The sequence below is a fragment of the Burkholderia sp. ABCPW 14 genome (assembly GCF_001523835.1).
GTDB lineage: Bacteria > Pseudomonadota > Gammaproteobacteria > Burkholderiales > Burkholderiaceae > Burkholderia > Burkholderia mayonis.
The window spans coordinates 25,787-49,867 of sequence record NZ_LOVS01000017.1 but is presented as its reverse complement, the minus strand read 5'-3'; the positions used below and the strand labels follow the sequence as shown (position 1 = coordinate 49,867).

General features: G+C 68.9%; 18 protein-coding genes. 11 read left to right on the top strand and 7 right to left on the bottom strand.

Going from position 1 to position 24,081, the window contains the following annotated elements:
- Window positions 1–8 precede the first annotated feature (8 nt).
- From WS62_RS03275 to lnt, 3 genes are all read left to right on the top strand, one after another.
- Window positions 9–647, top strand: coding sequence for a gamma-glutamylcyclotransferase (locus WS62_RS03275; protein WP_066567672.1), 639 nt, complete (start codon window positions 9–11; stop codon window positions 645–647).
- Between the two features lie 678 nt (window positions 648–1,325).
- Window positions 1,326–2,213 (top strand): HlyC/CorC family transporter, encoded by an 888-nt coding sequence (locus WS62_RS03270; protein WP_066567668.1) that lies wholly within the window; start codon window positions 1,326–1,328, stop codon window positions 2,211–2,213.
- 45 nt (window positions 2,214–2,258) lie between these two features.
- Window positions 2,259–3,950 (top strand): apolipoprotein N-acyltransferase, encoded by a 1,692-nt coding sequence (gene lnt, locus WS62_RS03265; RefSeq protein WP_066567652.1) that lies wholly within the window; start codon window positions 2,259–2,261, stop codon window positions 3,948–3,950.
- A gap of 67 nt (window positions 3,951–4,017) precedes the next feature.
- Here lnt and WS62_RS03260 read toward each other — a convergent pair whose 3' ends face one another.
- Window positions 4,018–5,655 (bottom strand): tetratricopeptide repeat protein, encoded by a 1,638-nt coding sequence (locus WS62_RS03260; RefSeq protein WP_066567650.1) that lies wholly within the window; start codon window positions 5,653–5,655, stop codon window positions 4,018–4,020.
- Between the two features lie 411 nt (window positions 5,656–6,066).
- On the opposite strand from WS62_RS03260, the gene glyQ reads away from it, so the two are divergent.
- The 5 genes from glyQ to WS62_RS03235 are packed head-to-tail and all read left to right on the top strand — an operon-like array spanning window position 6,067 to window position 11,546.
- Entirely contained in the window at window positions 6,067–7,074 is a 1,008-nt protein-coding gene (glyQ, locus tag WS62_RS03255; protein ID WP_082720656.1) for a glycine--tRNA ligase subunit alpha, read from the top strand.
- A gap of 16 nt (window positions 7,075–7,090) precedes the next feature.
- Window positions 7,091–9,190, top strand: coding sequence for a glycine--tRNA ligase subunit beta (glyS, locus tag WS62_RS03250; protein ID WP_066567648.1), 2,100 nt, complete (start codon window positions 7,091–7,093; stop codon window positions 9,188–9,190).
- 17 nt (window positions 9,191–9,207) lie between these two features.
- The gene (gmhB, locus tag WS62_RS03245; RefSeq protein ID WP_066567645.1) at window positions 9,208–9,771 is read left to right on the top strand and encodes a D-glycero-beta-D-manno-heptose 1,7-bisphosphate 7-phosphatase; all 564 of its coding nucleotides are present in this window, start codon (window positions 9,208–9,210) and stop codon (window positions 9,769–9,771) included.
- A 42-nt stretch (window positions 9,772–9,813) separates the two neighbouring features.
- Window positions 9,814–10,593, top strand: a complete 780-nt coding sequence (locus WS62_RS03240) for a lysophospholipid acyltransferase family protein (protein ID WP_066567642.1) — start codon at window positions 9,814–9,816, stop codon at window positions 10,591–10,593.
- A 47-nt stretch (window positions 10,594–10,640) separates the two neighbouring features.
- A complete protein-coding gene (locus WS62_RS03235; RefSeq protein ID WP_066567639.1) occupies window positions 10,641–11,546 on the top strand; it encodes a M48 family metallopeptidase in 906 nt (301 codons plus the stop codon).
- A 426-nt stretch (window positions 11,547–11,972) separates the two neighbouring features.
- Here the strand turns inward: WS62_RS03235 and gloA are convergent, their stop codons facing one another.
- A complete protein-coding gene (gene gloA, locus WS62_RS03230; protein ID WP_066495077.1) occupies window positions 11,973–12,362 on the bottom strand; it encodes a lactoylglutathione lyase in 390 nt (129 codons plus the stop codon).
- 358 nt (window positions 12,363–12,720) lie between these two features.
- Between gloA and WS62_RS03225 the strand changes: the two genes are divergently transcribed.
- On the top strand, window positions 12,721–13,659 hold the full coding sequence (locus WS62_RS03225) for a DMT family transporter (protein WP_066567637.1): 939 nt from the start codon (window positions 12,721–12,723) through the stop codon (window positions 13,657–13,659).
- 539 nt (window positions 13,660–14,198) lie between these two features.
- On the opposite strand, the gene rsmA is transcribed toward WS62_RS03225, so the two are convergent.
- The 4 genes from rsmA to WS62_RS03200 form a co-directional block, all read right to left on the bottom strand.
- Window positions 14,199–15,026, bottom strand: a complete 828-nt coding sequence (gene rsmA / locus WS62_RS03215; RefSeq protein WP_066567633.1) for a 16S rRNA (adenine(1518)-N(6)/adenine(1519)-N(6))-dimethyltransferase RsmA — start codon at window positions 15,024–15,026, stop codon at window positions 14,199–14,201.
- A 31-nt stretch (window positions 15,027–15,057) separates the two neighbouring features.
- Window positions 15,058–16,092, bottom strand: coding sequence for a 4-hydroxythreonine-4-phosphate dehydrogenase PdxA (gene pdxA, locus WS62_RS03210; protein ID WP_066567632.1), 1,035 nt, complete (start codon window positions 16,090–16,092; stop codon window positions 15,058–15,060).
- Between the two features lie 13 nt (window positions 16,093–16,105).
- Complete coding sequence (locus WS62_RS03205; RefSeq protein WP_066567625.1) at window positions 16,106–17,455, bottom strand: peptidylprolyl isomerase; 1,350 nt, start codon at window positions 17,453–17,455, stop codon at window positions 16,106–16,108.
- 66 nt (window positions 17,456–17,521) lie between these two features.
- On the bottom strand, window positions 17,522–19,882 hold the full coding sequence (locus WS62_RS03200) for an LPS-assembly protein LptD (protein WP_066567618.1): 2,361 nt from the start codon (window positions 19,880–19,882) through the stop codon (window positions 17,522–17,524).
- 214 nt (window positions 19,883–20,096) lie between these two features.
- Here WS62_RS03200 and WS62_RS03195 point away from each other — a divergent pair, with 214 nt between their 5' ends.
- Both WS62_RS03195 and murU read left to right on the top strand, forming a co-directional pair.
- Window positions 20,097–21,131 carry an aminoglycoside phosphotransferase family protein gene (locus WS62_RS03195; RefSeq protein WP_066567604.1) on the top strand — a complete coding sequence of 345 codons (1,035 nt, stop codon included), beginning with the start codon at window positions 20,097–20,099 and terminating at the stop codon, window positions 21,129–21,131.
- A gap of 3 nt (window positions 21,132–21,134) precedes the next feature.
- Window positions 21,135–21,854, top strand: a complete 720-nt coding sequence (gene murU, locus WS62_RS03190; RefSeq protein ID WP_066567602.1) for an N-acetylmuramate alpha-1-phosphate uridylyltransferase MurU — start codon at window positions 21,135–21,137, stop codon at window positions 21,852–21,854.
- A gap of 166 nt (window positions 21,855–22,020) precedes the next feature.
- Here the strand turns inward: murU and WS62_RS03185 are convergent, their stop codons facing one another.
- Entirely contained in the window at window positions 22,021–23,892 is a 1,872-nt protein-coding gene (locus tag WS62_RS03185) for an ABCB family ABC transporter ATP-binding protein/permease (protein WP_066567599.1), read from the bottom strand.
- Window positions 23,893–24,081 lie beyond the last annotated feature (189 nt).

Below are 24,081 nucleotides of genomic sequence, written 5' to 3'. Positions count from 1 at the left end.
CGCCCGCCGTGAGCCGCCTCGCACCCGCTCCCACCCGCCGCCCCTACCCTCCATCGCTCGGCGAAGCGCGCTACCTGAGCGACGACGAACTCGCGGCGTCGCTCGGCGCGACGCTCGCCGGCTGGGATCGCACGAGCGATCTGTGGCTGTTCGGCTATGGCTCGCTGATCTGGAACCCAGGCATGCCGGCCGTCGAGGCGTTGCGCGGAAAGGTTCACGGCTACCACCGCGGGCTCTACTTGTGGTCGCGCGTGAACCGCGGCACGCCCGAGCAGCCGGGGCTCGTGCTCGCGCTCGACCGCGGCGGCTCGTGCACGGGGCTCGCGTTCCGGCTCGCCGGCCGCACCGCGATGCCGCACCTCGAAGCGCTGTGGCGGCGCGAGATGGCGATGGGCTCGTACCGTCCCGCGTGGCTGCCGTGCGCGCTCGCGGGCGGCGAGCGGGTCAGCGCGCTCGCGTTCGTGATGCGGCGGGACGTCCCGACCTACACCGGCAAGCTGACCGACGACGTCGTGAAGGCCGTGTTCGACTGTGCGAGCGGCCGCTACGGCACGACGCTCGACTACGTGAGCCGCACCGTCGATGCGCTGCGCGATAGCGGAATGCCCGACCGGGCGCTCGAGGCGCTGCTCGCGCGCTGCCGGTAGTTCTCTGCCGGTAGTTCGCTGCCGGTAAATCGCTGCCGGCATCTCGCCGGATCGGCGCGCGAAACGGGCCGGCATCGCGCGCCGTTACGAATCGGGCTCCCGGCCGTATGCCCCGGCGATGCCGGTCGCACGCGCGGTCTCCCCGCCACGTCTCGCCGCAAAACATCTCCCCGCAACGTTCCGGCGACCGGCTCCACGAACCCGCATCGCCCGCCTGCCTCGCGAAATTCACGTCCCGCCCGGCTTCCCGCGCGATCGGCCATGCAATTCGTCTCGCCGCGCCGCGTCCCTTCGGGCCGACCTGGCAGCCTGCCTCGCCGCACGGCTTCCTGCCGCGGCGGGCCACGCCCCTTCCTGCCGTGCAGCACTGTTGCCCACCCTGCGCCCGTCCCGTCGACCATGGGCATCGCCGCGCCGACGCACATCCCGTCGCGCCGGCGACGCGCTCCGCGGCACGCCGCGGCATCTCGTCCCATCCGCCGCTTTTTTTCCGCCGCTGCCCGCGCGCCTGTTTCTGCGCTACGATGAGGGCACGCCCAAGGCCGCGCCGTCTGGCCGGAATCGCGCGAAAAGCCGCTTCGGCTCGCGCGGACGCCCGTCGACACGGCCGCGCCATGACCTTGGTGTATCCTTCCCAATTCCGTGACAGCGCGCCTCCGATTCGCGGGGCGCACCACCATGAACGATTCGTATCCCAGTCGAAAATCCTCCGACAAACCGCATGAAAAACGCTCGCTGCTCGAGCGTCTGACCGACTTCATCTCGCCCGAGCCCGATTCGCGGGCCGAGCTCCTCGAAATCCTCCAGGACGCGCACGAACGCAACCTGATCGACGCCGATTCGCTGTCGATGATCGAAGGCGTGTTCCAGGTGTCCGACCTGTGCGCGCGCGACATCATGGTGCCCCGCGCCCAGATGGACGCGCTCAACATCGCCGACAAGCCCGAGGATTTCATCCCGTTCGTGCTCGAGAAGGCGCACTCGCGCTACCCGGTGTACGAAGACAATCGCGACAACGTGATCGGCGTCCTGCTGGCCAAGGACCTGCTGCGCTTCTACGCGGAAGATGAATTCGACGTGCGCGGGATGCTGCGCCCCGCCGTCTTCATCCCCGAATCGAAACGGCTGAACGTGCTGCTGCACGACTTCCGCGTGAACCGCAACCACCTCGCGATCGTCGTCGACGAATACGGCGGCGTCGCGGGCCTCATCACGATCGAGGACGTGCTCGAGCAGATCGTCGGCGACATCGAGGACGAATACGATTTCGACGAGGAAGCCGGCAACATCATCGCCGCGCCGGACGGCCGCTACCGCGTGCGCGCGCTGACCGAGATCGAGCAGTTCAACGAAACGTTCGGCACCGATTTCTCCGACGAGGAAGTCGACACGATCGGCGGCCTCATCACGCACCATTTCGGCCGCGTCCCGCATCGCGGCGAGAAGGTGCGTCTGGGCGACCTGCTGTTCGAGATCCAGCGCGGCGACGCTCGCCAGATCCACGTGCTGCTCGTGCGCCGCGCGCCGCTCGCGGGCCGGCGCAGCAGCTCGGCCGGCGAAGACTGACGCGCCGCCCGCCCGTTTCCCCAACCCGCTCTCCCGACGCAACGCATGGCCGAACCGATCTCGACCCGCTCGCAACCGAGCGTCTCCTCTTCGGCGCGCGGCCGCGCGCTGCCCGTCTGGCACTATCCGGCCGCGCTCCTCGCGGGCGCGGCCAACACGCTGACGTTCGCGCCGACGCCGCACGGCGGCTGGCTGCAGCTCGTCGTATTCGCGTGGCTCTTCGCGCAGCTCACGCGCACGACGAGCTGGAAGCACGCGGCGGCCACGGGCGGCGCGTTCGGCTTCGGCAACTTCATCACCGGCATCTGGTGGCTTTACATCAGCATGCACGTGTACGGCGAGATGGCCGCGCCGCTCGCGGGCGGCGCGCTCGTGCTGTTCTGCCTGTACCTGTCGATCTATCCGGCGTTCTCGGCGGGCCTCTGGTCGTTCTGCGCAGGACACGCGCAAAACGGCCGCGCGGCCGACCCGCGCCCGTTCTCGCCGACCTGGCACGGCGCATTCGCATTCGCGAGCGCGTGGGCCGTCGGCGAATACCTGCGCGGCACCGTGCTCACCGGCTTCCCGTGGCTCGCGAGCGGCTATGCGCAGGTCGACGGGCCGCTTGCCGGGTATGCGTCGATCGTCGGCGTCTACGGGATCGGCTGGGTGCTCGCGCTCGTCGCGGCGCTCGTCGTGCAGGCGATCGCCCGTGCGCGCGGCGACGGCAACCGCGGCGAAAACAGCGATGCCGACGCAAAAGCGGCCGCCGCGCCGCGGTCGTCCCGCGCGCCGCACGTCGCGGCGCCGGCGCTCGCGGCCGTCGCGTTCATCGCGATCGGCCCGCTGCTCGCGCTCGTGCCGTGGACCGTGCCCGCGAACGCGCCGCTCACCGTGCGCCTGCTGCAAGGCAACGTGAAGCAGGACATCAAGTTCGAGGAAGCGGGCATCAAGGCCGCGATCGAGATGTATCAGAAGATGATCACCGACAAGCCCGCTGATCTGATCGTCACGCCGGAGACGGCGATCGCGGTGCTGATCCAGGAGTTGCCCGAGCCGTTCGCACGCGCGGTGCGCAATTTCAGCGACACGACCGACACGGCGGTGCTGTTCGGCGCGGTCGGCGGCACGGTGACGGCCGACGGCCGGATCGTCGACTACACGAACAGCCTGTACGGCGTGACGCCGCATTCGCGCGACATCTACCGCTACGACAAGCATCATCTGGTGCCGTTCGGCGAGTTCATCCCGTGGGGCTTTCGCTGGTTCGTCGACCTGATGAAGATGCCGCTCGGCGATTTCGCGCGCGGCGCGCCGGTCCAGCAGCCGTTCATCGTGCGCAACCAGCCGGTGATGGCGGACATCTGCTACGAAGACATTTTCGGCGAACAGATCGCGGCGACGATCCGCGACAATCCGGTGTCGCCCGGCGTGCTCGTCAACGTGACGAACCTCGCGTGGTTCGGCGACACGATCGCGCTCGACCAGCACCTGCAGATCGCGCGGATGCGCTCGCTCGAGACGGGCCGGCCGATGCTGCGCGCGACGAACACCGGGATGACGGCCGCGATCGACGCGCAGGGGCGCGTGCTCGGCCAGCTGAAGCCGTACACGATCGGCTCGCTGGACGTGCGGATCGAAGGCACCGCCGGCCGCACGCCGTACGTGACGAGCGGCAATGCGACGGTGCTCGCGCTGTCGCTGCTGCTGCTCGCATTCGGCTTCGCGTTCGGGCCGGGGCTTCGCCGGCGCGGCTGACGCCGTCGGCGCGGGCGCGCGGCCATCGTCGGCCCGCCCGCGCAGATGGCCGGCCGGCTTTCCCGCCTCAGCGCGCGCGCTGCGCCCATTCGCGCAGATCGCGCGCCGCCTCCTCCATCACCGGCTCCCAGCGCGCGAACGCGCGCTGACGATACAGCGTCGCGCTCGGATACCACGGACTGTCGCGCCGCTCGAGCTGCCACACCCAGTGCGGATTGACGTCGAGCAGCACCCACGTCGGCCGCCCGAGCGCGCCGCTCAGATGCGCAACCGATGTGCAGACGCTCACGACCAGATCGAGCGCGCCGACGTAGGCCGCCGTATCGTCGAACGTGCGCAGCTCGGCGGTCTCGTCGACGATCGGAAAGCCCGCCGCGCGCGCCGCCTCGACATCCGCCGACGCGCCCGGCTGCAGCGAATGAAACGTCACGCCGCCGACCCCGCCGAACGCGGCGGCATACCGGTCGAGGCCGACGCGCCGGAACGGATTGCGCTGATGCGTGAGGCTGCCCGTCCACGCGAGCCCCACGCGCAGCGGCGCTGCGCCCACCGGCGCCGACGCGGCGAAGCGCTCGCGCCACCCGCCGAGCGCCGCGTCGTCCGCGCGCAGATACGGCACGGTGTCGCCGAGCAGCGCGTCGCCGAGCCCGAGCATCCACGGCACGCTCATCAGCGGAATCTCATAGTCGAACGGCTGCAGCTCGGCGACGCCGCCGCCCGCACGATAACCGTCGACGTGCGCGCCCAGGCTGCGCACGAGCAGATCGCCCATCTGCGGAAACGAATTCCACTCGAGCCGCCCGCCTTCGCGATGCACGCGCTCGGCGAGCGCCGGCACGAAGCGGGCGAACTGCAGCAAGTCGCCCATTCCCTGCTCGCCCCACACGAGCAGCGTCTTGCCCGCGAGCGGCTCGCCGCGCCAGCGCGGGCCGGGCAGCGCGGGCAGCTTGCCGCGCAGCTCGGGCGCGCCGCTCCAGCGCACCTCGTGCGCCGGCCAGCCGGCCGCATAGTCGCCGCGCGCGAGATGAATCAGCGCGAGGTTGAAGCGATGCGACGCATTATCGGGATCGCGCTCGCTGGCGCGCGCCGCGACGCGTGCGGCGTCGTCCCAGCGCTGCGCCTCCTTGTACGCCATCGCCGCGTTGTTGAGCGCGAGCGGGCTGTCGGGCGCGAGCGCGAGCGCCTTCGCCGACGCGTCGAGCGCGCCCGGCAGGTCGCAGCCGCGCAGCCGCGCGATGACGAGATTGATCCATGCATCGGGCGCCGACGGCGCGTCGGCCGCCGCCCCTTCGAGCAGCGCAAGCTCCTCCGCCGCATCGCCGCCCGTCATTCGGACGGCAACCGCGAGGTTGTTCTTCAGCGACGGCCACGCGGGCGCGACAGCCAATACCCGCCGGTAGGGCGAAATCGCATCCGCATGCCGCCCCGCATACTGCAGCGCGTAGCCGTGATTGAACGCGGCGGCGGGCGACGTCGGCGCGAGTGCGTCGTAGAGGCCCGCAAGTTCGACTGCGTCGTCCGTGCGCCCTGCGCCGAGGAGCGCCATCGTCAGTTGCGGGATGGCGCAGTCGTCCACGGGATGCAGCAGGCGGGCGGCCTCGAGCCAGATCGCGCGGGCGTCGCCGCCGGCGTCGAGCGACCGGCGCAGCATCGCGATGAGCGGCGGCACGAGCGGAACATTCGGACTGGATGCGGCTGAAGACATGATCGATCGTCACGGTGACAGCGTGGCGCACCTCGCGGCGCCGGAAGCGCTCCATCTTACCGGCTCGACATCGCCCGGCATCTCGAAAATGCGACGAGGGCTTCGCCGCGTCGCCCGGCCGGCATGCGCGCCCGAGCGAATGCCCGACACACGATCCGTCGCGGAGGCCTGCCGCCGTGCGCCGTGCGCCGTGCGCACCGCCCCGCGCTACCGCACGTTTTCCCGCGATTTTCGCGCCCGCGAACGCGTATGGAGGGCTGCCCCACCCCGTTCCGGCCGCACCTGCCCGCCGATCCGGTAAAATTGCACGTTTTAGCACAGACCCAAGCCGCGCGCCGCGCGAGCGGCCGGCGCGAACCTCGCTCGCGCCAGCCGCCCGAAGCAGAGCGCCCAGCGCCACGAAGGCCTCTCATGCTTACGTTTCAGCAAATCATCCTGACGCTCCAGTCCTATTGGGACAGGCAGGGTTGCGCCCTGCTCCAGCCGATCGACATGGAAGTCGGCGCCGGCACGTCGCACGTGCACACGTTCCTGCGCGCGATCGGCCCCGAGCCGTGGCGCGCCGCGTACGTGCAGCCGTCGCGCCGCCCAAAGGACGGCCGCTACGGCGAGAACCCGAACCGCCTGCAGCACTATTACCAGTACCAGGTCGTGCTGAAGCCGGCGCCGGAGAACATCCTCGACCTGTACCTCGGCTCGCTGGAAGCGCTCGGCTTCGATCTGAAGCAGAACGACGTGCGCTTCGTCGAGGACGATTGGGAGAACCCGACGCTCGGCGCGTGGGGCCTCGGCTGGGAAGTCTGGCTGAACGGCATGGAAGTCACGCAGTTCACGTACTTCCAGCAAGTGGGCGGCCTCGACTGCAAGCCGGTGCTCGGCGAAATCACGTACGGCCTCGAGCGCCTCGCGATGTACCTGCAGAAGGTCGAGAACGTCTACGACCTGATCTGGACCGAGTGGGAAGAGCAAGGCCCGAACGGCCCCGAGCTTCGCCGCCTGACCTACGGCGACGTCTATCACCAGAACGAAGTCGAGCAATCGACTTACAACTTCGAGCAGGCGAACGTCGACCTGCTCTTCACGTTCTTCAACAGCTACGAAGCCGAAGCGAAGCGGATGATCGAAGCGCAGCTCGCGCTGCCCGCGTACGAACTCGTGCTGAAGGCGGGCCACACGTTCAACCTGCTCGACGCGCGCGGCGCGATCTCCGTGACCGAGCGCGCAGCGTACATCGGCCGCATCCGCGCGCTGTCGCGGCTCGTCGCGCAGGCGTACTACGATTCGCGCGAAAAGCTCGGCTTCCCGATGATCGGCAACCCGGTGCCGGGCGTGCCGGGCTTGACCACCGACGCGCAGGAGGCCGCGCAGCCCGCATGGGCGCCGCCGCTGAAGGCCGAACGCAAGATCGATCAGGACTGACGAGATTCTTCACACCATGACGCAAAACCATCCCGCTCCGCTGCTCGTCGAACTGCTGACCGAAGAGCTGCCGCCGAAGGCGCTCGCGCGCCTGGGCGACGCGTTCGCCGAAGGCATCGCGCAACGTCTCGCCGCGCGCGACCTGATCGAGGGCGAGCTCGCCTTCGAACGCTACGCGACGCCGCGACGCTTGGCCGTCGTCGTGCAGAACGTGCGCGCCGTCGCGCCGGAAAAGCAGGTCCGCGAAAAAGTGCTGCCGGTGTCGGTGGCGCTCGACGCGGCAGGCAAGCCGGCCGCGCCGCTCGCGAAGAAGCTCGCGGCGCTCGGCCACCCGAACCTGTCGATCGCCGATCTCGAGCGCGCGCACGACGGCAAGGCCGAAGCATTCTTCGTCAACTACGCGGCGCCCGGCGCGTCGCTCGCCGACGGCCTGCAGGCCGCGCTTGACGAAACGCTCGCGAAGCTGCCGATTCCGAAGGTGATGACCTATCAGCGCCCGGACGGCACCGACGTCCAGTTCGTGCGCCCCGTGCACCGCCTGACCGTGCTGCACGACGAACGCATCGTGCCCGTCTGCGCATTCGGCATCGACGCGGGCGACACGACGCTCGGCCACCGCTTCCTGTCGGACGGCCTCGTCGCGATCCAGCACGCAAGCGCGTACGCGGACACGCTGCGCGAGAAGGGCCGCGTGATCGCGCACTTCGCGGGCCGCAAGGACGCGATCCGCACGCAGCTCGATGCGCATGCGCAAGGCGACGAGGTCGTGATGCCGGAAGCGCTGCTCGACGAAGTGACGTCGCTCGTCGAATGGCCCGTCGTCTATCCGTGCCGCTTCGAGGACGAATTCCTGCAGGTCCCGCAGGAGTGCCTGATCCTCACGATGCAGACGAACCAGAAGTACTTCGCGCTCACCGACGCGGCGGGCAAGCTGCGCTCGCGCTTTTTGATCGTGTCGAACATCGAGACGAAGACGCCGAGCGAGATCATCGAAGGCAACGAGCGCGTCGTGCGCCCGCGCCTCGCCGACGCGAAGTTCTTCTTCGAGCAGGACAAGAAGAAGCCGCTCGCCGACCGCGTGCCGCTCCTCGCGAACGTCGTCTATCACAACAAGCTCGGCTCGCAGCTCGCGCGCATCGAGCGCCTCGAGACGCTCGCGGGCGAGATCGCGCCCGCGATCGGCGCCGACGCGACGATCGCGATCCGCGCGGCCCGTCTCGCGAAGGCCGACCTGCTGACCGACATGGTCGGCGAGTTTCCCGAGCTGCAGGGTACGATGGGCACGTACTACGCGCGCCACGACGGCGAGCCGGAAGACGTCGCGATCGCGTGCACCGAGCACTACCAGCCGCGCTTTTCCGGCGACGCGCTGCCGACGACGCCCGTCAGCACGGCGGTCGCGCTCGCCGACAAGCTCGAGACGATCGTCGGCATCTGGGGCATCGGCCTCGCGCCGACGGGCGAGAAGGACCCGTTCGCGCTGCGCCGCCACGCGCTCGGCGTGCTGCGCCTGTTGCTCGAGAAGCAGCTTCCGCTCGATCTCGTCTGGCTGCTGCGCACCGCGTACGAACGCTTCGCGGCGGTGCCGGGCGTGGCCGAATCGACCGACGCGATCTACGCGTTCTTCATCGACCGCCTGCGCGGCCTGCTGCGCGAGCGCGGCTATTCGGCGGGCGAAGTCGACGCGGTGCTGAGCCTGAACCCGACGCGCCTCGACGACATCGTTGCGCGCCTCGACGCGGTGCGCGAGTTCGCGCGCCTCGACGAAAGCGAAGCGCTCGCGGCCGCGAACAAGCGGATCTCGAACATCCTGAAGAAGTCGGAGAGCGGCGCGAACGGCGCGGTGCAGCCGACCCTCTTCGTCGAACCGGCCGAGAAGGCGCTGCACGCGCAACTCGCCGAAGTGACGCCGCGCGTGCAGTCGCAGCTCGAGGCGCGCGCGTACACGGGCGCCCTGTCCGCGCTCGCCGCGCTGCGCGCGCCCGTCGACACGTTCTTCAACGACGTGATGGTCAACGCCGAGGACCCCGCGCTGCGCGCGAACCGGCTCGCGCTGCTGTCCGCGCTGCATCAGCAGATGAACTGCGTCGCCGACATCTCGAAGCTCGCCGCATAAGCCAGAGGAACCACGCGATGCCGACCAGTCTCAGCAAGAAGCTCGTCATCCTCGACCGGGACGGCGTCATCAACATCGATTCGGACGCGTTCGTCAAGTCTCCCGACGAATGGGTCGCGCTGCCCGGCAGCCTCGAGGCGATCGCGCGGCTCAATCACGCGGGCTACCGCGTCGTCGTCGCGACGAACCAGTCGGGCATCGGCCGCGGCCTCTTCGACATGGCGACGCTGAACGCGATGCATCTGAAGATGCATCGCGCGGCGGCCGCGGTCGGCGGGCGGATCGACGCGGTGTTCTTCTGCCCGCACACGGCCGACGACCACTGCGACTGCCGCAAGCCGCAGCCGGGCATGATGAAGCTGATCGCCGAGCGTTTCGAGATCGATCCGGAGGACACGCCCGTCGTCGGCGATTCGCTGCGAGACCTGCTGGCGGGTGCGGCGCTCGGCTTTCGGCCGCACCTCGTGCTGACGGGCAAGGGCAAGAAGACGCTCGCCGCGGGCGGGCTGCCGGACGGCACGCGCGTGCACGACGACCTGCGCACGTTCGCGCTCGATTTCCTTTCCGAAGAACACGAGTGATGCCGACCCGCGCGCATCCTCCCTCACCGTAACGTCACGCCGATGCGCTTCGTCCGCTCCCTGCTGCTTTTCGTCTATTTCATCGTCTACACGGCGCTGTACGCGACCGCGTGCTTCATCGCATTCCCGTTCCTGCGCCCGAACGCGCGCTACTGGATGGCGGCCGGCTGGTGCAAGTCGACGCTCTTCGTCGCACGCTGGCTGAACGGCATCCGGTATCGCATCGAAGGGTTCGAGAATCTGCCCGACGGCCCCGCGGTGCTGCTGCCGAAGCATCAGTCCGCGTGGGAGACGGTCGCGCTGCCCGCGCTGATGCCGAAGCCGCTTTGCTACGTGTTCAAGCGCGAGCTGCTGTACGTGCCGTTCTTCGGCTGGGCGCTCGGGATGCTGCACATGGTCCACATCAACCGCAAGGACGGCAAGAACGCGTTCGACTCGGTGATCCGCCAGGGCCGCGCGCGGATGGCGGACGGCGCGTGGGTCATCATGTTTCCGGAAGGCACGCGCACGCCGGTCGGCAGCCAGGGCAAGTACAAGACGGGCGGCGCGCGCTTCGCGATCGGCGCGGGCGCGCCCGTCGTGCCGATCGCGCACAACGCGGGACGCGTGTGGCCGCGCAATTCGTTTATGAAATATCCCGGCACCGTCACGGTGTCGATCGGCAAGCCGATCGACACGCATGGCCTCACCCCCGATCAATTGAACGAACGCGTCGAAAACTGGATCGAAGCGGAAATGCGCCGCATCGACCCGGACGCCTACCGGCACGAGCGCGACGGCGCACGCGGCGCCGACCGTGCGTCCGACGCCGCGCGTACCTGAAGTCAAGCGAGTTTCACCCATTGCGCACCGCCAAACGAAGCGAACTGATGCCGAAGCGTCCCAGGCCACGGCCGGCCGTCGTGGCGCTCGATCACCGCCAGCTCGACCTGCCGCTCTTCGACGGGCCGGCCGCCTCGCCGTCCCCCGCTTCCCCGCCAGCCGCTCCGCCCGCTTCGCCCGCTTCGCCCGCTTCGCCCACTTCGCCCGCTCCGCCGCCTGAGGCCGACCGCTCCCGGCGCCGCACGCTCGCGCTCGACGGCCGCGTGCTCGAATACAAACTGAAGCGCTCGGCGCGCCGCACGATCGGCTTCGCGATCGACGGCAGCGGCCTCACGATCACCGCGCCGCGCTGGGTGACGCTCGCCGACATCGAAGCGGCGATCGCCGAGAAGCGCCGCTGGATCTTCAACAAGCTCGCCGAATGGCAGACGCGCACCGAGCAGCGCGCGCTGCCGCAGATCGACTGGAAGGAAGGCGCGCAGATTCCGTATCTCGGCAAGCCCGTCAGCATCGCGCTCGCGTCGGCGAAGGGCGCGCTCTGCTTCGACCCGGCCGCCGCGACGCTCGAGCTCGGCCTGCCCGCGCACGCGAGCGAGCAGCAGATCAAGGATCGCGTGCAGGGCTGGCTGCAGCACGAAGCCAAGCGGATCTTCGGCGAGCGGCTCGCGGTATATGCGCAGAGGCTCGGCGTCACGTATGCGGCGTACGCGCTGTCGTCGGCCGCGACGCGCTGGGGCAGTTGCTCGAGTGACGGCAAGATCCGCCTGAACTGGCGGCTCGTCCACTTTCCGATGTCGATTGTCGACTATGTCGTCGCGCACGAGTTGTCGCATCTGCGCGAGATGAACCATAGCCCAGCGTTCTGGCAGACGGTCGAATCGATCTTCCCGGAATTCCGCGAAGCGCGGCATACGCTGAAGCACCATCCGCCGGAACTGCTGCCGGCGCTCTGAGCGCCGCGCGTCGACAGTGCTGCGACTGCCCGCTCGCTGGCGATTCGGCTTGTCAACCTCAAGTCAGAAACGCTTGCAGCGGCCGAGCGCCGCCGCGGCCGATACGGGCCGGCTTCATCGTCACGACTGCCGGCCGACTGACGCCGGTCCGGATCGATTCAGCCGGTTCGGTCTTCTTTTCCTTGCACTGCGGTCGTCCCGCATCGCACATCCGATGCATCCGCGCGACGACAAGCAGCGAATGACCCGCAGCGGCGCTCGAATCCACGCGGCACCCGCCCGCTGACGCAACCGCGCCGCTGCGTGGCGCAGCCGAAGCAAAGCAAGATCACGGGAAAGAACAACGACGCGGTACGCATGCTCGATCGCATCGCGCACCGCGGGCCGGCGCGGAACGCCGCAGCGCCCCGCGCGGTGAAACTGCGCTCAGTGAATCTTGCGCTGAATGAACTCGATCTTGTAGCCGTCCGGATCTTCGACGAACGCGATCACCGTCGAGCCGTGCTTCATCGGCCCGGCTTCGCGCGTGACCTTGCCGCCTTGCGCCTTGATCTGCTCGCACGCCTTGTACGCGTCGTCGACCTCGAGCGCAAGATGGCCGAAGCCCGTGCCGAGCTCGTACGACTTCGTGTCCCAGTTGTGGGTGAGCTCGATGACCGTGTGGTCCCGCTCGTCGCCGTAGCCGACGAACGCGAGCGTGAATTTCCCGTCCGGATAGTCTTCGCGGCGCAGCAATTTCATGCCGAGCAGCTCGGTGTAGAACTTGATCGAGCGGTCGAGATCGCCGACTCGCAGCATCGTGTGAAGCAAACGCATGATGGGTACTCCGTGGGGACTTGCTTGAACGTGCGAATGTACCAGACCCGCGCGATTCTCGCCGACGCGCGCCTCGTCCATCCGGACAGCAGGGGCGATGCGCGGCGCGCGGCGCGATCGGTTAAGATCGCCGCGGCGGGCACGCGATGCGTGCGCGCAACGCTGCCTGCCGCGCTACGCGACGACGTCCGCCCGGTCGGCGTCCCGTAACGAATCGAAGATCCGAACAACCCTCTCCGAGCGCCGATCCCATCGGCCTGCGAACCGTGCGAACCCATTTCTTCGAACCGAGCCGGCCCGCCGAGCGCCCGGCCGACGTCCCGTTCGCGGCTCACGCCGCCGTTTTCAGGAGTGCCCGATGAGCACCGTCGCCTATGCGCCGGCGCGTCCGTCGCTCGATGCGCGCGCGATCGGCGTGATGGTTCTGCTGTGCGCGATCTGGGGCTTCCAGCAAGTCGCGATCAAGAGCGCGACGCACGCGATCCCGCCGATGTTCCAGGCCGGGCTGCGCTCGGCGATCGCGGCCGTCGGCGTGTGGGCATGGGCGAGCGCGCGCGGCACGCCGCTCTTTCGCGCGGACGGCACGTTCGGCGCGGGCGTCGCCGCGGGCACGCTGTTCGCGGGCGAGTTCGTCTGCCTTTTCTTCGGCCTCACGCTGACGAGCGCCGCGCGCATGGCGATCTTTCTCTACACCGCGCCGTGCTTCACCGCGCTCGGGCTGCACCTTTTCGCGCCCGGCGAGAAGATGCGCCGCATGCAATGGACGGGCGTCGCGATCGCGTTCGCGGGCATCGCCGTCGCATTCGCCGACGGCTTCGCACGGCCGGCCGCGGACCGCGCATCGGCGCTCGCCGGACTCGCGGGCGACGCGCTCGGCGTGCTCGGCGGCGTGATGTGGGCGGCGACCACGGTCGTCGTGCGCGCGACGTCGCTCGCTCGCGCGACCGCGAGCAAGACGCTGTTCTACCAGTTGACGGTGTCGTCCGCCGTGCTGCTCGGGCTCGCCTTCATGACCGGACAGACGACGCTCGCGAACGTGACGCCGCTCGCCGTCGCGAGCCTCGCGTATCAGGGCGTGATCGTCGCGTTCGCGAGCTATCTCGCGTGGTATTGGCTGTTGACGCGCTACAGCGCGGCGCGGCTTTCCGTGTTCACGTTCCTCGCGCCGCTCTTCGGCGTGAGCTTCGGCGTGCTGCTGCTCGGCGATTCGGTCAATGCGCGCTTCGGCGCGGCGGCCGTGCTCGTGCTGGCGGGCATCGGGCTCGTCAACGCGCCGCCGCGCGGCGACGGCAATTAGTGCAGCGGGGTGGTCGAGAGAAACGGAAGCCGGCGCAAGACGCTGCGCCGATGGGCTGATTTGCCGGCGTGCCGACGTGCTGACGCGCGGATCTGCAAGCGCGCCGATGCGTCGACGTGCACGTGCCGGCGTGCCGATACGCCAACGTGCCAACGTGCCGATGTGCCGATGTGCCGATGTGCCGATGTGCCGATGTGCCGGCACGGATACGCCGATGCGTGCGGCGTGAGGATTGCAGGCTTCAGCCCTGAAGAAGCGTTGTCGATGGCACCGCGAATGCGTCGCGCAGCAATGCCGTCGCCGAGCCGTGGCCCGCCACGCGGAAAAACCGTCGCGTATCAACGATCGACCGCGCATAGATCGAGAAAGCCCCTCGTCCGAGGCCGGCGCGCGGATGCGTGCTTACGGCGTCGCGCTTCGCAATCGAAAAGAAGCGACGCCAGAAGCATTCCGCGCAACAACGAAGCCGCCCCAAGCGCCCGCTATCGCCGGCACCGACCGGACAATCGCGCGACGCGCCCTGCCCCGTCAGCCACCGATCAGCCGCCCGAGCGCCGCGCGCCGACCGCCTGCGCGACGCGCACGTACTCGTCGACATCGACATCTTCCGCGCGGCGCGCGAGATCGAAGCCGAGTGCATCGAAATCGACGAGATCGCGATAGTCGCCGAGGGTGTTGCGCAGCATCTTGCGGCGCTGCGAGAACGCGGCCGTCACGACTTCGCCGAGCGCCGCCGGATCGACGGTCTGCAACTCGTGCGGCGCATGCGGGATCATCCGCACGATCGCCGAATCGACCTTCGGCGGCGGCTGAAACGACTCGGGCGGCACGTCGATCAGCTTGTCCATCGTGTAGCGGTACTGGAGCATCACCGACAGCCGGCTGAACGCCTTCGTGCCCGGCTCCGCGACCATCCGCTCGACGACTTCGTTCTGCAGCATGAAATGCTGGTCGATCACGACGTGCGCGAACGACATCAGATGGAACAGCAGCGGGCTCGAAATGTTGTACGGCAGATTGCCGATGATCCGCAGCGACGGCTTGTCGCCCGGCAGCGCGAGCGAGCCGAAGTCGAACGCGAGCGCGTCGCCCGCGTGCAGCTCGAGCAGGTCGCCGAAGCGCTGCTTCAGGCGGCCGATCAGGTCGCGGTCGAGCTCGACCGCGTGCAGCGGCGAGGCGGGCGTCGCGAGCCGCGCGATCACGGGCCCCGTCAGCGCGCCGAGGCCCGGCCCGATCTCGACCATCCGCTCGCCGCGCTCGGGCCGGATCGCCGCGACGATCGCGTCGATCACGCCGTGATCGACGAGAAAGTTCTGCCCGAAGCGCTTGCGCGCGAAATGCCCTTGGTGCTGTCTGCTGTTCGACATCGAAAAATAGAAAAACGGATGACGCGAAAATTCAGCCCGCGCGCCGATGGCGCGCCATCGTCACGGCGGTGTCGATCGCGGCGACGAGGCTGCCCGGATCGGCGCGGCCCGTACCGGCGAGATCGAGCGCGGTGCCGTGATCAACCGACGTGCGAATGATCGGCAGGCCGAGCGTGACGTTGATGCCCTCGCCGAACGTCGCGTACTTGAGGACCGGCAGCCCCTGGTCGTGGAACATCGCGAGCACGCAATCCGCGTGCTCGAGGTAGCGCGGCTGGAACAGCGTGTCGGCCGGATAAGGCCCGCGCGCGTCGATGCCCGCAGCCCGCGCGCGCTCGAGCGCCGGCTCGATCACATCGATTTCCTCGCGGCCGAGATAACCGTTCTCGCCCGCGTGCGGATTGAGGCCCGTCACGAGGATGCGCGGCGCGGCGAGACCGAAGCTGCGGCGCAGGTCGCGCTCGACGATCGCGAGCGTATCGGCGAGGCCGTCGATAGTCAGCGCGGCCGACACGTCCTTGAGCGGCAGGTGCGTCGTCGCGAGCGCGACGCGCAGCGGCCGCTCGCCCGTGCCAGCGAGCATCATTACGACGTGCGGCGTGTGCGTGCGCTCGGCGAGATATTCGGTATGGCCGGTGAACGGCACGCCGGCATCGTTGATCGTGCTCTTTTGCAGCGGCGCGGTGACGATCGCGTCGAATGCGCCGGCGACCGCGCCGTCGATCGCCGCGTCGAGCAGATCGAGCACGTAACGCCCGTTCGCGGGATTCAGCTTGCCTGCTTCGGCGGGCGCGGCGAGCGCGCGATGCGCGACCGCGACATGCGCGTCTGCGACATGCGCGTTTGCGACGTGCGCGTCCGTGCCGTTCGCCGTCACGCTCGCCCAGTCGACGCCGACCGCGGCTGCGCGCTCGGCGATCAGGCCCGCGTCGCCGAGCACCGTGAAGCGCGCGTCGGGCCAGCGTGCCGCCGCGTCGGCGAGCGCGCGGGCCGTCAGCTCGGGGCCGACGCCGGCCGGCTCGCCGGTCGTGATCGCGATGCGCAGCGGCTGCGGGCTGGCGGACATGTCGGCTACGCGCTTATTGGACGACGGGCAGCTTGATCTGCACGTACGACGAGTCGCGCAGCTCGCGCAGCCAGTCCGAGTATGCCTGCTCGGCCTTGCGCTGGCCGATCGCCTGGCGCGCGATGTCCATCTGCTGCTGCACCGAGCCTTCCGCGTCGCGGCGGCCGAGCACCTGGATCAGGTGGTAGCCGTACTCGGTGCGCACCGGGTTGCTGACCTGGCCGTCCTGCAGGCCGTTCATCGCACGCTCGAATTCCGGCACCGTCTCACCCGGGCTGATCCAGCCGAGATCGCCGCCTTGCGACGCCGAGCCGTCCTGCGAATAAGTGCGCGCGAACTTCTCGAAATCGCCGCCCGCCTCGACCTGCCGGCGAATGTCGATCAGTTGCTGGCGCGCCTGCGATTCCGACTTGCCTTCGCCGACGCGCAGCAGGATGTGGCGCACGTGCGTCTGCACGATCTTCGGCGACGCGGCCGACACGCTCTGGCTCGCGCGGCGGTCGACGAGACGCACGATCTCGAAGCCGTCCGGCACGCGGACGAGCGTCGGGTTGACCTGGCCGGGACGCAGCTTCGACACCGCGTCGACGACGTCGGACGGCAGCGACGACGGCGACTTGAAGCCGAGATCGCCGCCCTTCTTCGCATCGTCGGCTTCCGAATTGTTCTTCGCGAGCCGCTCGAAATCGGCGCCCGACGCGAGCGCCTGCTGCAGCAGGCCTTCCGCCTTCTTCTGCGCGACCTCGATGTCGGCTTGCGGCGCGCTGGTCGGCGCCTTCACGAAGATGTGCTCGAGCCGCAGATCCTGCTGCGAGCCGGCGTTCGGGCCGCGCTGGCTCGCGATGTAGCTCGCGACCTCGGCGTCCGACACGGTGATCTTGCCGTCGACTTCCTTCTCGCGCAGCTTCGAGAGCATCAGCTCGGTGCGCGCGTCGCGCACGAACACGTCCCACGGCACGCCCTGCGCCTCGATGCGCGCCTTGTACTGGTCGAGCGGCATCCCGTTCGCCTGCGCGAGGCGCCCGAGCGTCGCCTGCACGGTGGCGTTGTCGACGACGATGCCGTCGTCCTTCGCCCGCTGGATCTGGATGCGCTCGAGCACCATCTGGCTCAGCACCTGTGCGCGCAGCTGGTCGATCGGCGGCACGGGCGCCTTCTGCTGCTGCAGACGGCGCGCGATCAGGCCGACGCGCTGATCGAGCTCGCGCCCCGTGATCACGTCGTTGTTGACGACGGCGACCACCTCGTCGGCGAGCGACGCGCCCTGCGCGCGCAGCGCCTGCGCGGACGCCGCCGGCGCGACCGTGATGAGCGACGCGACCAGACCGGATGCGACAGCCGCGAAGCGAAGGGTTTTCTTCATTGCCACAGGTACTCCATTGAAAGCGGGCTGCGCAAACGCCGCTCGCCGCGAACGCCTCCTCGGCGGTTAATCGTAATTGCTGAAACGCGACAGCGGCGCCGGCGCGGGCGGCAGCGGCGTATAGCCCTGCACGCCGGCGCGGAACGCGGACACGAGGCCGTTGTCGACGCTCGTCAGACCCTTGAGCACGAGTTGCGCGAGCACGCGGGTCGACGAGTTCTGCTGCCCCGACGTGTTCACGCCGTTCGCGTAGCGCTGGACGCCGACGCCGAACGCCCAGCAGTCGGCATCGTACTGGAAGCCGACGAGACCGTCGACAACCCGGCTGCTCGCGAGATCGTAGTTGAAGCGGCCGAGCGCATAGAGCCGCCGCGTGAGCGGCCATTGCGCGGACACGAGAACCTGGTTGATCGGCTCGTTGCTGAGCGTCGGGTTCTGCCGCGTGTAGCGATAGCCGACGTTGATCACGCGCCGCTCGCCCGGGCTGTAGCCGAAGCCGACGCTCGACTTGACGAGCTGGTTGTTGTCGACGTTGTACTGGAACGCGGTTTCCGACGCGAAGCCCGCGCCGAGCTTGACCGACGCGCCGAGGATCAGGTCCGAGTGCCGCGCCGTCGCGGGCGCCTCGGTCGGCTGCAGCGTCACGCGCTGGTCGGTGAAGTAGTACTGCTGCGCGATGACGAAGCGCGCGCGCTCGTCGCCCGTCGTCGGATTGATGAAGCGGGTCGTGAGCGCGGCCGTCAGGCGGTTCGCGTCGGCGATCCGGTCGTTGCCGACGAACGTGTTCGGCGTGAAGATCTCCGCGAGCCCGAAGTCGGACACGGCCGTGTCGAAGAGCGGCGCGTCCGACTGGTTCCGGTACGGCGTGTACACGTAGTACAGGCGCGGCTCGAGCGTCTGGATGAAGTCCTGGCCGAACAGGCGCACCGAGCGGTCGAAGATGAGCCCCGTATCGAAGCTGAGCGTCGGGATCGAATAGGTGAAGCGCTTCGGCTGGCCGGGCACGCCGCCCGTCGTCGTCGTCAGGTCGTACGACGCGAAGTGCATCTGCGCCTTCGGTACGACGAAATAGCCGGGACCGTACAGCCCGTACGACACGTACGGGTTGAACATCACGCGATCGCCTTCCGGCTGGTCGGCGGTCGTGATCCGGAAGCGCGAATAATCGGCTTCCGCGCCGAAGTCGAAACCGCCGACGTTGTACTTCGCGTACTTCACGTTCAACTGCGGCTCGCGGCCGTACGGCGCGACCGACGGCGCGAGCGTCTGCCAGTGCTGGTAGCGCCCGAGCACGGACCACGGCCCGTTGTTGTACGTCAGGCCGGCTTCCTGCTGATAGACGGTCTGGATCCCGTTCAGGAACTGGTTCGTCGACCCCAGGTCCTCCGGATACGTGTTGTCCGAGACCTTGTTGTAATAGATGTAGCCGCCGAAGCCGTTGCCGAAGTTCTGCTGGTGCTGCCAGTAAATCGCGTAACGGTTGCGCTTCGCGACACGGTCGTCCGGCAGGTATTCGCCCGTCAGCGTGCCCGAGTAGTTCGTCGACAGATAGCGGAACGTCGCCTGCGTGAAGATCCCGCGCTTCGAGATGATGTGCGGCGTGACCGTCAGATCGCGGTTCGGCGCGATGTTGAAGTAGTACGGCAGCGCGAACTCGAAGCCGCTCGACGAATCGAGCGAGAACGTCGGCGGCAGGAAGCCGCTGCGCCGCTCGCCCGACAGCGGGAACGTGAGCCACGGGCTGCCGAAGAGCGGCACGCCCTGGAAGAACAGCACGCCGTTGCGCGCGACGCCTTCGTCGGCGCCCGTATCGAAATCGAACTCGCTGCCCTGGATGTACCACGCCGGGTTCGTCGTGCACTGGCAGCCCGTGTAGGTGCCGTTCGTGAACACCGAGCGCTCGCTGTCGAGCAGTTGCACCCGCTCGGCGCTGCCCGAGCCGCCCGTCGCCGTGAAATGGTACTTCGGCGTCGCCATGAAACCCTGGTTCGCCTCGACCTTCAGATGCGCCTCGGGGCCCGAGAACGTCGTGCCGCCGTTCGACACCGTGACCTTGCCGTACGCGTCGGCCATGTCGGTGTCCTGGTCGTAGTGGATCGCATCCGCCTTGACGATCGCGTTGCCGCGCCGGATCTCGGCCGAGCCCTTCGCGGCGAGATCCTGGTCGGCCGTGCCGTTCGTGCGGTCGCCGAGGACGAACGTCGCGGGCTTGCCGCGCTGCTTTTGCAGATGCTCGTCGAGCTGCGGCGCGAGGCGCAGGTCCCACGGCGAGCCGAACGCCTGCGGCTCGGCCGCGGCGCCCGACAACTGGGCCTGCGACACCGCCGGCACGAGGCCCGGTACGGCCAAAAGCGCGACCGCGAGCCGTTTTTTGCGCGGCGTGGCATCGCAAGCTGGGACGAGCGGGAATAACGTTTTAGGCGGCATCTATCGTTCGGCGAATCGACCCTGTCAAACCCGGCCTCCGCACGTCGCAGCCCTCGCAATCGAACCGTGACTGCGGCTTCGCGCATACCGGGGGAAAACGGGCAAACGAGCGGCGTGGCGGGCTGCGCGCCCGCGCCGGCGGGGATTGACACGGGACGCGTCAAAAAAGTCGTGGGGTATTATATGGCAAGACGTTCCCCCTCCCCGACTTTCAATGACGCAGCCCTTAGCCGATCCCCGCCTCGCCCTCCTCACCGACTGGCTCGCCACGTTCGCCGACCGCTACGCGCTCGACCCGGCGTCGCTCGTCCCGGCGTCCACCGACGCGGGCTTCCGGCGCTATTTCCGCATCGCGAGCGCGACCGCGCCGGGCGGGACCGCGATCGCCGTCGACGCGCCGCCGCCCGAGAAATGCCGCGAGTTCGTGCAGATCTCGCAATTGCTCGACGCGGCCGGTCTGCACGTGCCGAAGGTGCTCGAACACGACTTCGACGCGGGCTTCATGCTCGTCACCGATCTCGGCACGCGCTCGTACATCTCCGCGCTCGATCCCGCCGCGCCGGACGCCGCGCGGCCGCTGATGCGCGACGCGCTCGACGCGCTGATCCGCTGGCAGCTCGCGTCGCGCGAAGACGTGCTGCCGCCGTTCGACGAGGCGTTCCTGCGCCGCGAGATGGAGCTGATGCCCGAGTGGTACGTCGGCCGGCATCTCGGCAAGACGCTCACGGATAACGCGCGCGGCGTGCTCGACCGCACGTTCGCGCTGCTGATCGCGAGCGCGCGCGCGCAGCCGCAGGGCTACATGCTGCGCGACTTCATGCCCCGCAACCTGATGATCGCTCGGCCGAACCCGGGCGTGCTCGACTTCCAGGACGCCGTCTACGGGCCGCTCACGTACGACGTCGTGTCGCTCTTGCGCGACGCGTTCATCAGTTGGGACGAGGCGTTCGAGCTCGACTGCTTCGCGTACTACTGGGAGAAGGCGAAGAAAGCCGGGTTGCCCGTCGAGCCCGACTTCGGCGAGTTCTACCGGCAGCTCGAATGGATGGGCCTGCAGCGCCACATCAAGGTGCTCGGCCTGTTCGCGCGGATCAACTACCGCGATCACAAGCCGCACTATCTCGCCGATCTGCCGCGCTTTTTCGGCTACGCGCGCAAGGTCGCGCTGCGCTACCGGCCGCTCACGCCGTTCGCAAGGCTCCTCGACGATCTCGAAGACAAGACGGCCGAAGTCGGCTACACGTTCTGAACGATGACGCACACACTCGACACGGCGATGATCTTCGCCGCCGGGCGCGGCGAACGGATGCGCCCGCTCACCGACACGACGCCGAAGCCGCTCCTCGCGGCGGGCGGCAAGCCGCTGATCGTCTGGCAGATCGAGCGGCTCGCCGCGGCGGGCATTCGCACGATCGTCGTCAACCACGCATGGCTCGGCGAGCGGATCGAGGCCGCTCTTGGCGACGGCTCGCGCTGGGGCGTGCGGCTCGTCTATTCGGCCGAGCGCGAGGCGCTCGAAACGGCGGGCGGAATCGCGCAGGCGCTGCCGCTCATCGAGGACGGCGGCGAGCCGAAAGTGTTCGTCTGCGTCGCGGGTGACGTCTACGCAAACTTCGACTACGTGACGCTGCGCGCGCGCGCCGCCGCGCTGGCTGCGGCGCCCGAGCCCGGCATGCACCTCGTGATGGTGCCGAACCCGCCGTTCCATCCGGCGGGCGACTTCGCGCTCGACGGCGACGGCCTGCTGTCGCTCGACGGCGCGCCGCGCGTGACGTTCGGCAGCATCGCGCTCTACGACACGCGGATGTTCCGCGCTCTGCCCGCCGGCACGCGCCGCCCGCTCACGCCCTATTTTCGCGAAACGATCGCCGCGCGGCGCGCGACGGGCGAGCTGTATTCGGGTGTGTGGGAGAACGTCGGCACGCCGGCGCAACTGAGCGAGCTCGACGCCACGCTGAGGGCAGCGCGCTGAAGCCGGCCGGCTGACACCCGCTCGCCCGGGCTCATCGAGCGGCTTCGGCGTGATCCGCCGAGCGTCCGGCCGCCCTCCAATCAGCAATGGCGCAACGACGCGGCCGCGATCGGCCGCGACGCCCGAGTTCCGCGCCAGCACGGCGCGCGCGGCGCGCCCCGCCCCGTCAAACCTCTTCCGCCGCCGCGCCGTCGGCCGCCGCGCGCTGCTGCTGCAGCGCCCACATCTGCGCGTAGAGGCCGTCCGCGTGCAGCAGCTCGGCGTGCGTGCCGCGCTCGACGATGCGCCCGTGGTTCATCACGATGATCTGGTCCGCATGCACGACGGTCGACAGCCGGTGCGCGATCACGAGCGTCGTCCGGTGCCGCGCGATCTGCTCGAGCTCGTACTGGATCGCGCGCTCGGAACGCGAATCGAGCGCCGACGTCGCTTCGTCGAACACGAGGATCGGCGGATTCTTCAGGATCGTCCGCGCGATCGCGACGCGCTGCTTCTCGCCGCCCGACAGCTTGAGCCCGCGCTCGCCGACGGGCGTGTCATAGCCCTTCGGCAGACTTTCGATGAACGTGTGGATGTGCGCGGCGCGCGCGGCCGCGATCACCTCGTCGCGCGTCGCCGACGGCCGGCCGTACGCGATGTTGTAGTAGATCGTGTCGTTGAAGAGCACCGTGTCCTGCGGCACGATCCCGATCGACGCGCGCAGCGAATCCTGCTTCACGTCGCGGATGTCCTGGCCGTCGATCGTGATCGCGCCGCCCGTCGCGCGACCGAGATCGTAGAAGCGGAACAAGAGGCGCGACAGTGTCGACTTGCCCGAGCCGCTGTGGCCGACGACCGCGGTCGTCGAGCCCGCTTCGATCGTGAAATCGACGTCGTGCAGGATCTGCCGCTCCGGCTCGTAGCTGAAATTCACCCGCTCGAAGCGCACCTGCGCGCCGTTCACCTTCAGCGCGGGCGCGCCGGGCGCGTCGTCGACTTCGCGCGCGGCCGACAGCAGCCCGAACATCCGGTCCATGTCGGTCAGGCTCTGCTTCAGCTCGCGGTAGACGACGCCCAGGAAGTTGAGCGGAATGTACAGCTGCAGCATGAAGGTGTTGATGAGGACGAGGTCGCCGAGCGTGAGCTTGCCCGCGAGCACGCCCTGCGTCGCACGCCACAGGATGAACACGAGCCCCGCGCCGATGATCGCCTGCTGGCCGAAGTTGAGAAACGACAGCGAGTTCTGCGAACGGATCGCCGCCTTGCGGTAGCGCTTCAGGTTCTCGTCGTAGCGCTGCGTTTCCCACTCCTCGTTGCCGAAGTACTTGACCGTTTCGTAGTTGATCAGCGAATCGATCGCACGCGAGTTCGCCCGTGAATCGAGCTCGTTCATCGTGCGGCGGAAATGCGTGCGCCACTCGGTCACCTTCACGGTGAACACGATGTACGCGACGAGCGCCGCGAACGTCACGTACGCGTAATACGCTTCGTACTTGACGGCGAAGAAGCCGAGCACGAGCCCCACTTCGACGAGCGTCGGCAGGATGCTGTACAGCGAGTACGAGATCAACTGCTGGATGCCGCGCGTGCCGCGCTCGATGTCGCGCGACATGCCGCCCGTCTGCCGTTCGAGGTGAAAGCGCAGCGACAGGCCGTGCAGATGCCGGAACACCTGCAGCGCGAGCCGCCGCACCGCGCTCTCCGTCACCTTCGAGAACAGGATTTCGCGCAATTCGGTGAAGAGCGACGTCGACAGCCGCACGAACGCGTACGCGACCACGAGGAGCCCCACGCCGCCCGCGAGCACGATGCTCGCCGACTGCTCGGCGCGGCCGAGCGCGGTCAGATGCTGGACGGCGGCGAGACTGTCGACGATCCGCTTCATCACGACCGGCACGCCGAGGTTCGCGACCTTCGCGCCGATCAGGCACGTGAGCGCGAACACGACGCGCCACTTGTAGGCGGTCAGGTACGGCAGCAGCGAGCGGATCGTCTGCCAGTCGTTGCGCGGCCCGGTCGCGATGGGCGCGGGCTCGGAAGAAGCGGGATAGCGGCGCATGGGGAGTTCGTGGGTTCGCTTCGTCGGTGAAAGTATGCACTTCAGGCTGCTTGGCCGCTGCCGGTGCGACGCAGGTGCGGCGCGGCGCGCGCGAATCGCGCGTCGGCGGCCATCTGCATCCGCGGTCCCGTCCGCCGCATGGCGAACGGTTTCGAGCCGGCCTGTCGTCGCCACGCGCATCGCGTAGCC

Coding starts and splice junctions, on each gene's coding strand:
- WS62_RS03270 (WP_066567668.1), top strand. CDS start 1,326: ATGAACGATTCGTATCCCAGTCGAAAATCCTCCGACAAACCGCATGAA.
- lnt (WP_066567652.1), top strand. CDS start 2,259: ATGGCCGAACCGATCTCGACCCGCTCGCAACCGAGCGTCTCCTCTTCG.
- murU (WP_066567602.1), top strand. CDS start 21,135: ATGACGCACACACTCGACACGGCGATGATCTTCGCCGCCGGGCGCGGC.
- pdxA (WP_066567632.1), bottom strand. CDS start 16,092: ATGTCCGCCAGCCCGCAGCCGCTGCGCATCGCGATCACGACCGGCGAG.
- glyS (WP_066567648.1), top strand. CDS start 7,091: ATGACGCAAAACCATCCCGCTCCGCTGCTCGTCGAACTGCTGACCGAA.
- WS62_RS03205 (WP_066567625.1), bottom strand. CDS start 17,455: ATGAAGAAAACCCTTCGCTTCGCGGCTGTCGCATCCGGTCTGGTCGCG.
- WS62_RS03225 (WP_066567637.1), top strand. CDS start 12,721: ATGAGCACCGTCGCCTATGCGCCGGCGCGTCCGTCGCTCGATGCGCGC.
- gmhB (WP_066567645.1), top strand. CDS start 9,208: ATGCCGACCAGTCTCAGCAAGAAGCTCGTCATCCTCGACCGGGACGGC.
- WS62_RS03200 (WP_066567618.1), bottom strand. CDS start 19,882: ATGCCGCCTAAAACGTTATTCCCGCTCGTCCCAGCTTGCGATGCCACG.
- WS62_RS03235 (WP_066567639.1), top strand. CDS start 10,641: ATGCCGAAGCGTCCCAGGCCACGGCCGGCCGTCGTGGCGCTCGATCAC.
- WS62_RS03260 (WP_066567650.1), bottom strand. CDS start 5,655: ATGTCTTCAGCCGCATCCAGTCCGAATGTTCCGCTCGTGCCGCCGCTC.
- gloA (WP_066495077.1), bottom strand. CDS start 12,362: ATGCGTTTGCTTCACACGATGCTGCGAGTCGGCGATCTCGACCGCTCG.
- rsmA (WP_066567633.1), bottom strand. CDS start 15,026: ATGTCGAACAGCAGACAGCACCAAGGGCATTTCGCGCGCAAGCGCTTC.
- WS62_RS03195 (WP_066567604.1), top strand. CDS start 20,097: ATGACGCAGCCCTTAGCCGATCCCCGCCTCGCCCTCCTCACCGACTGG.
- glyQ (WP_082720656.1), top strand. CDS start 6,067: ATGCTTACGTTTCAGCAAATCATCCTGACGCTCCAGTCCTATTGGGAC.
- WS62_RS03185 (WP_066567599.1), bottom strand. CDS start 23,892: ATGCGCCGCTATCCCGCTTCTTCCGAGCCCGCGCCCATCGCGACCGGG.
- WS62_RS03240 (WP_066567642.1), top strand. CDS start 9,814: ATGCGCTTCGTCCGCTCCCTGCTGCTTTTCGTCTATTTCATCGTCTAC.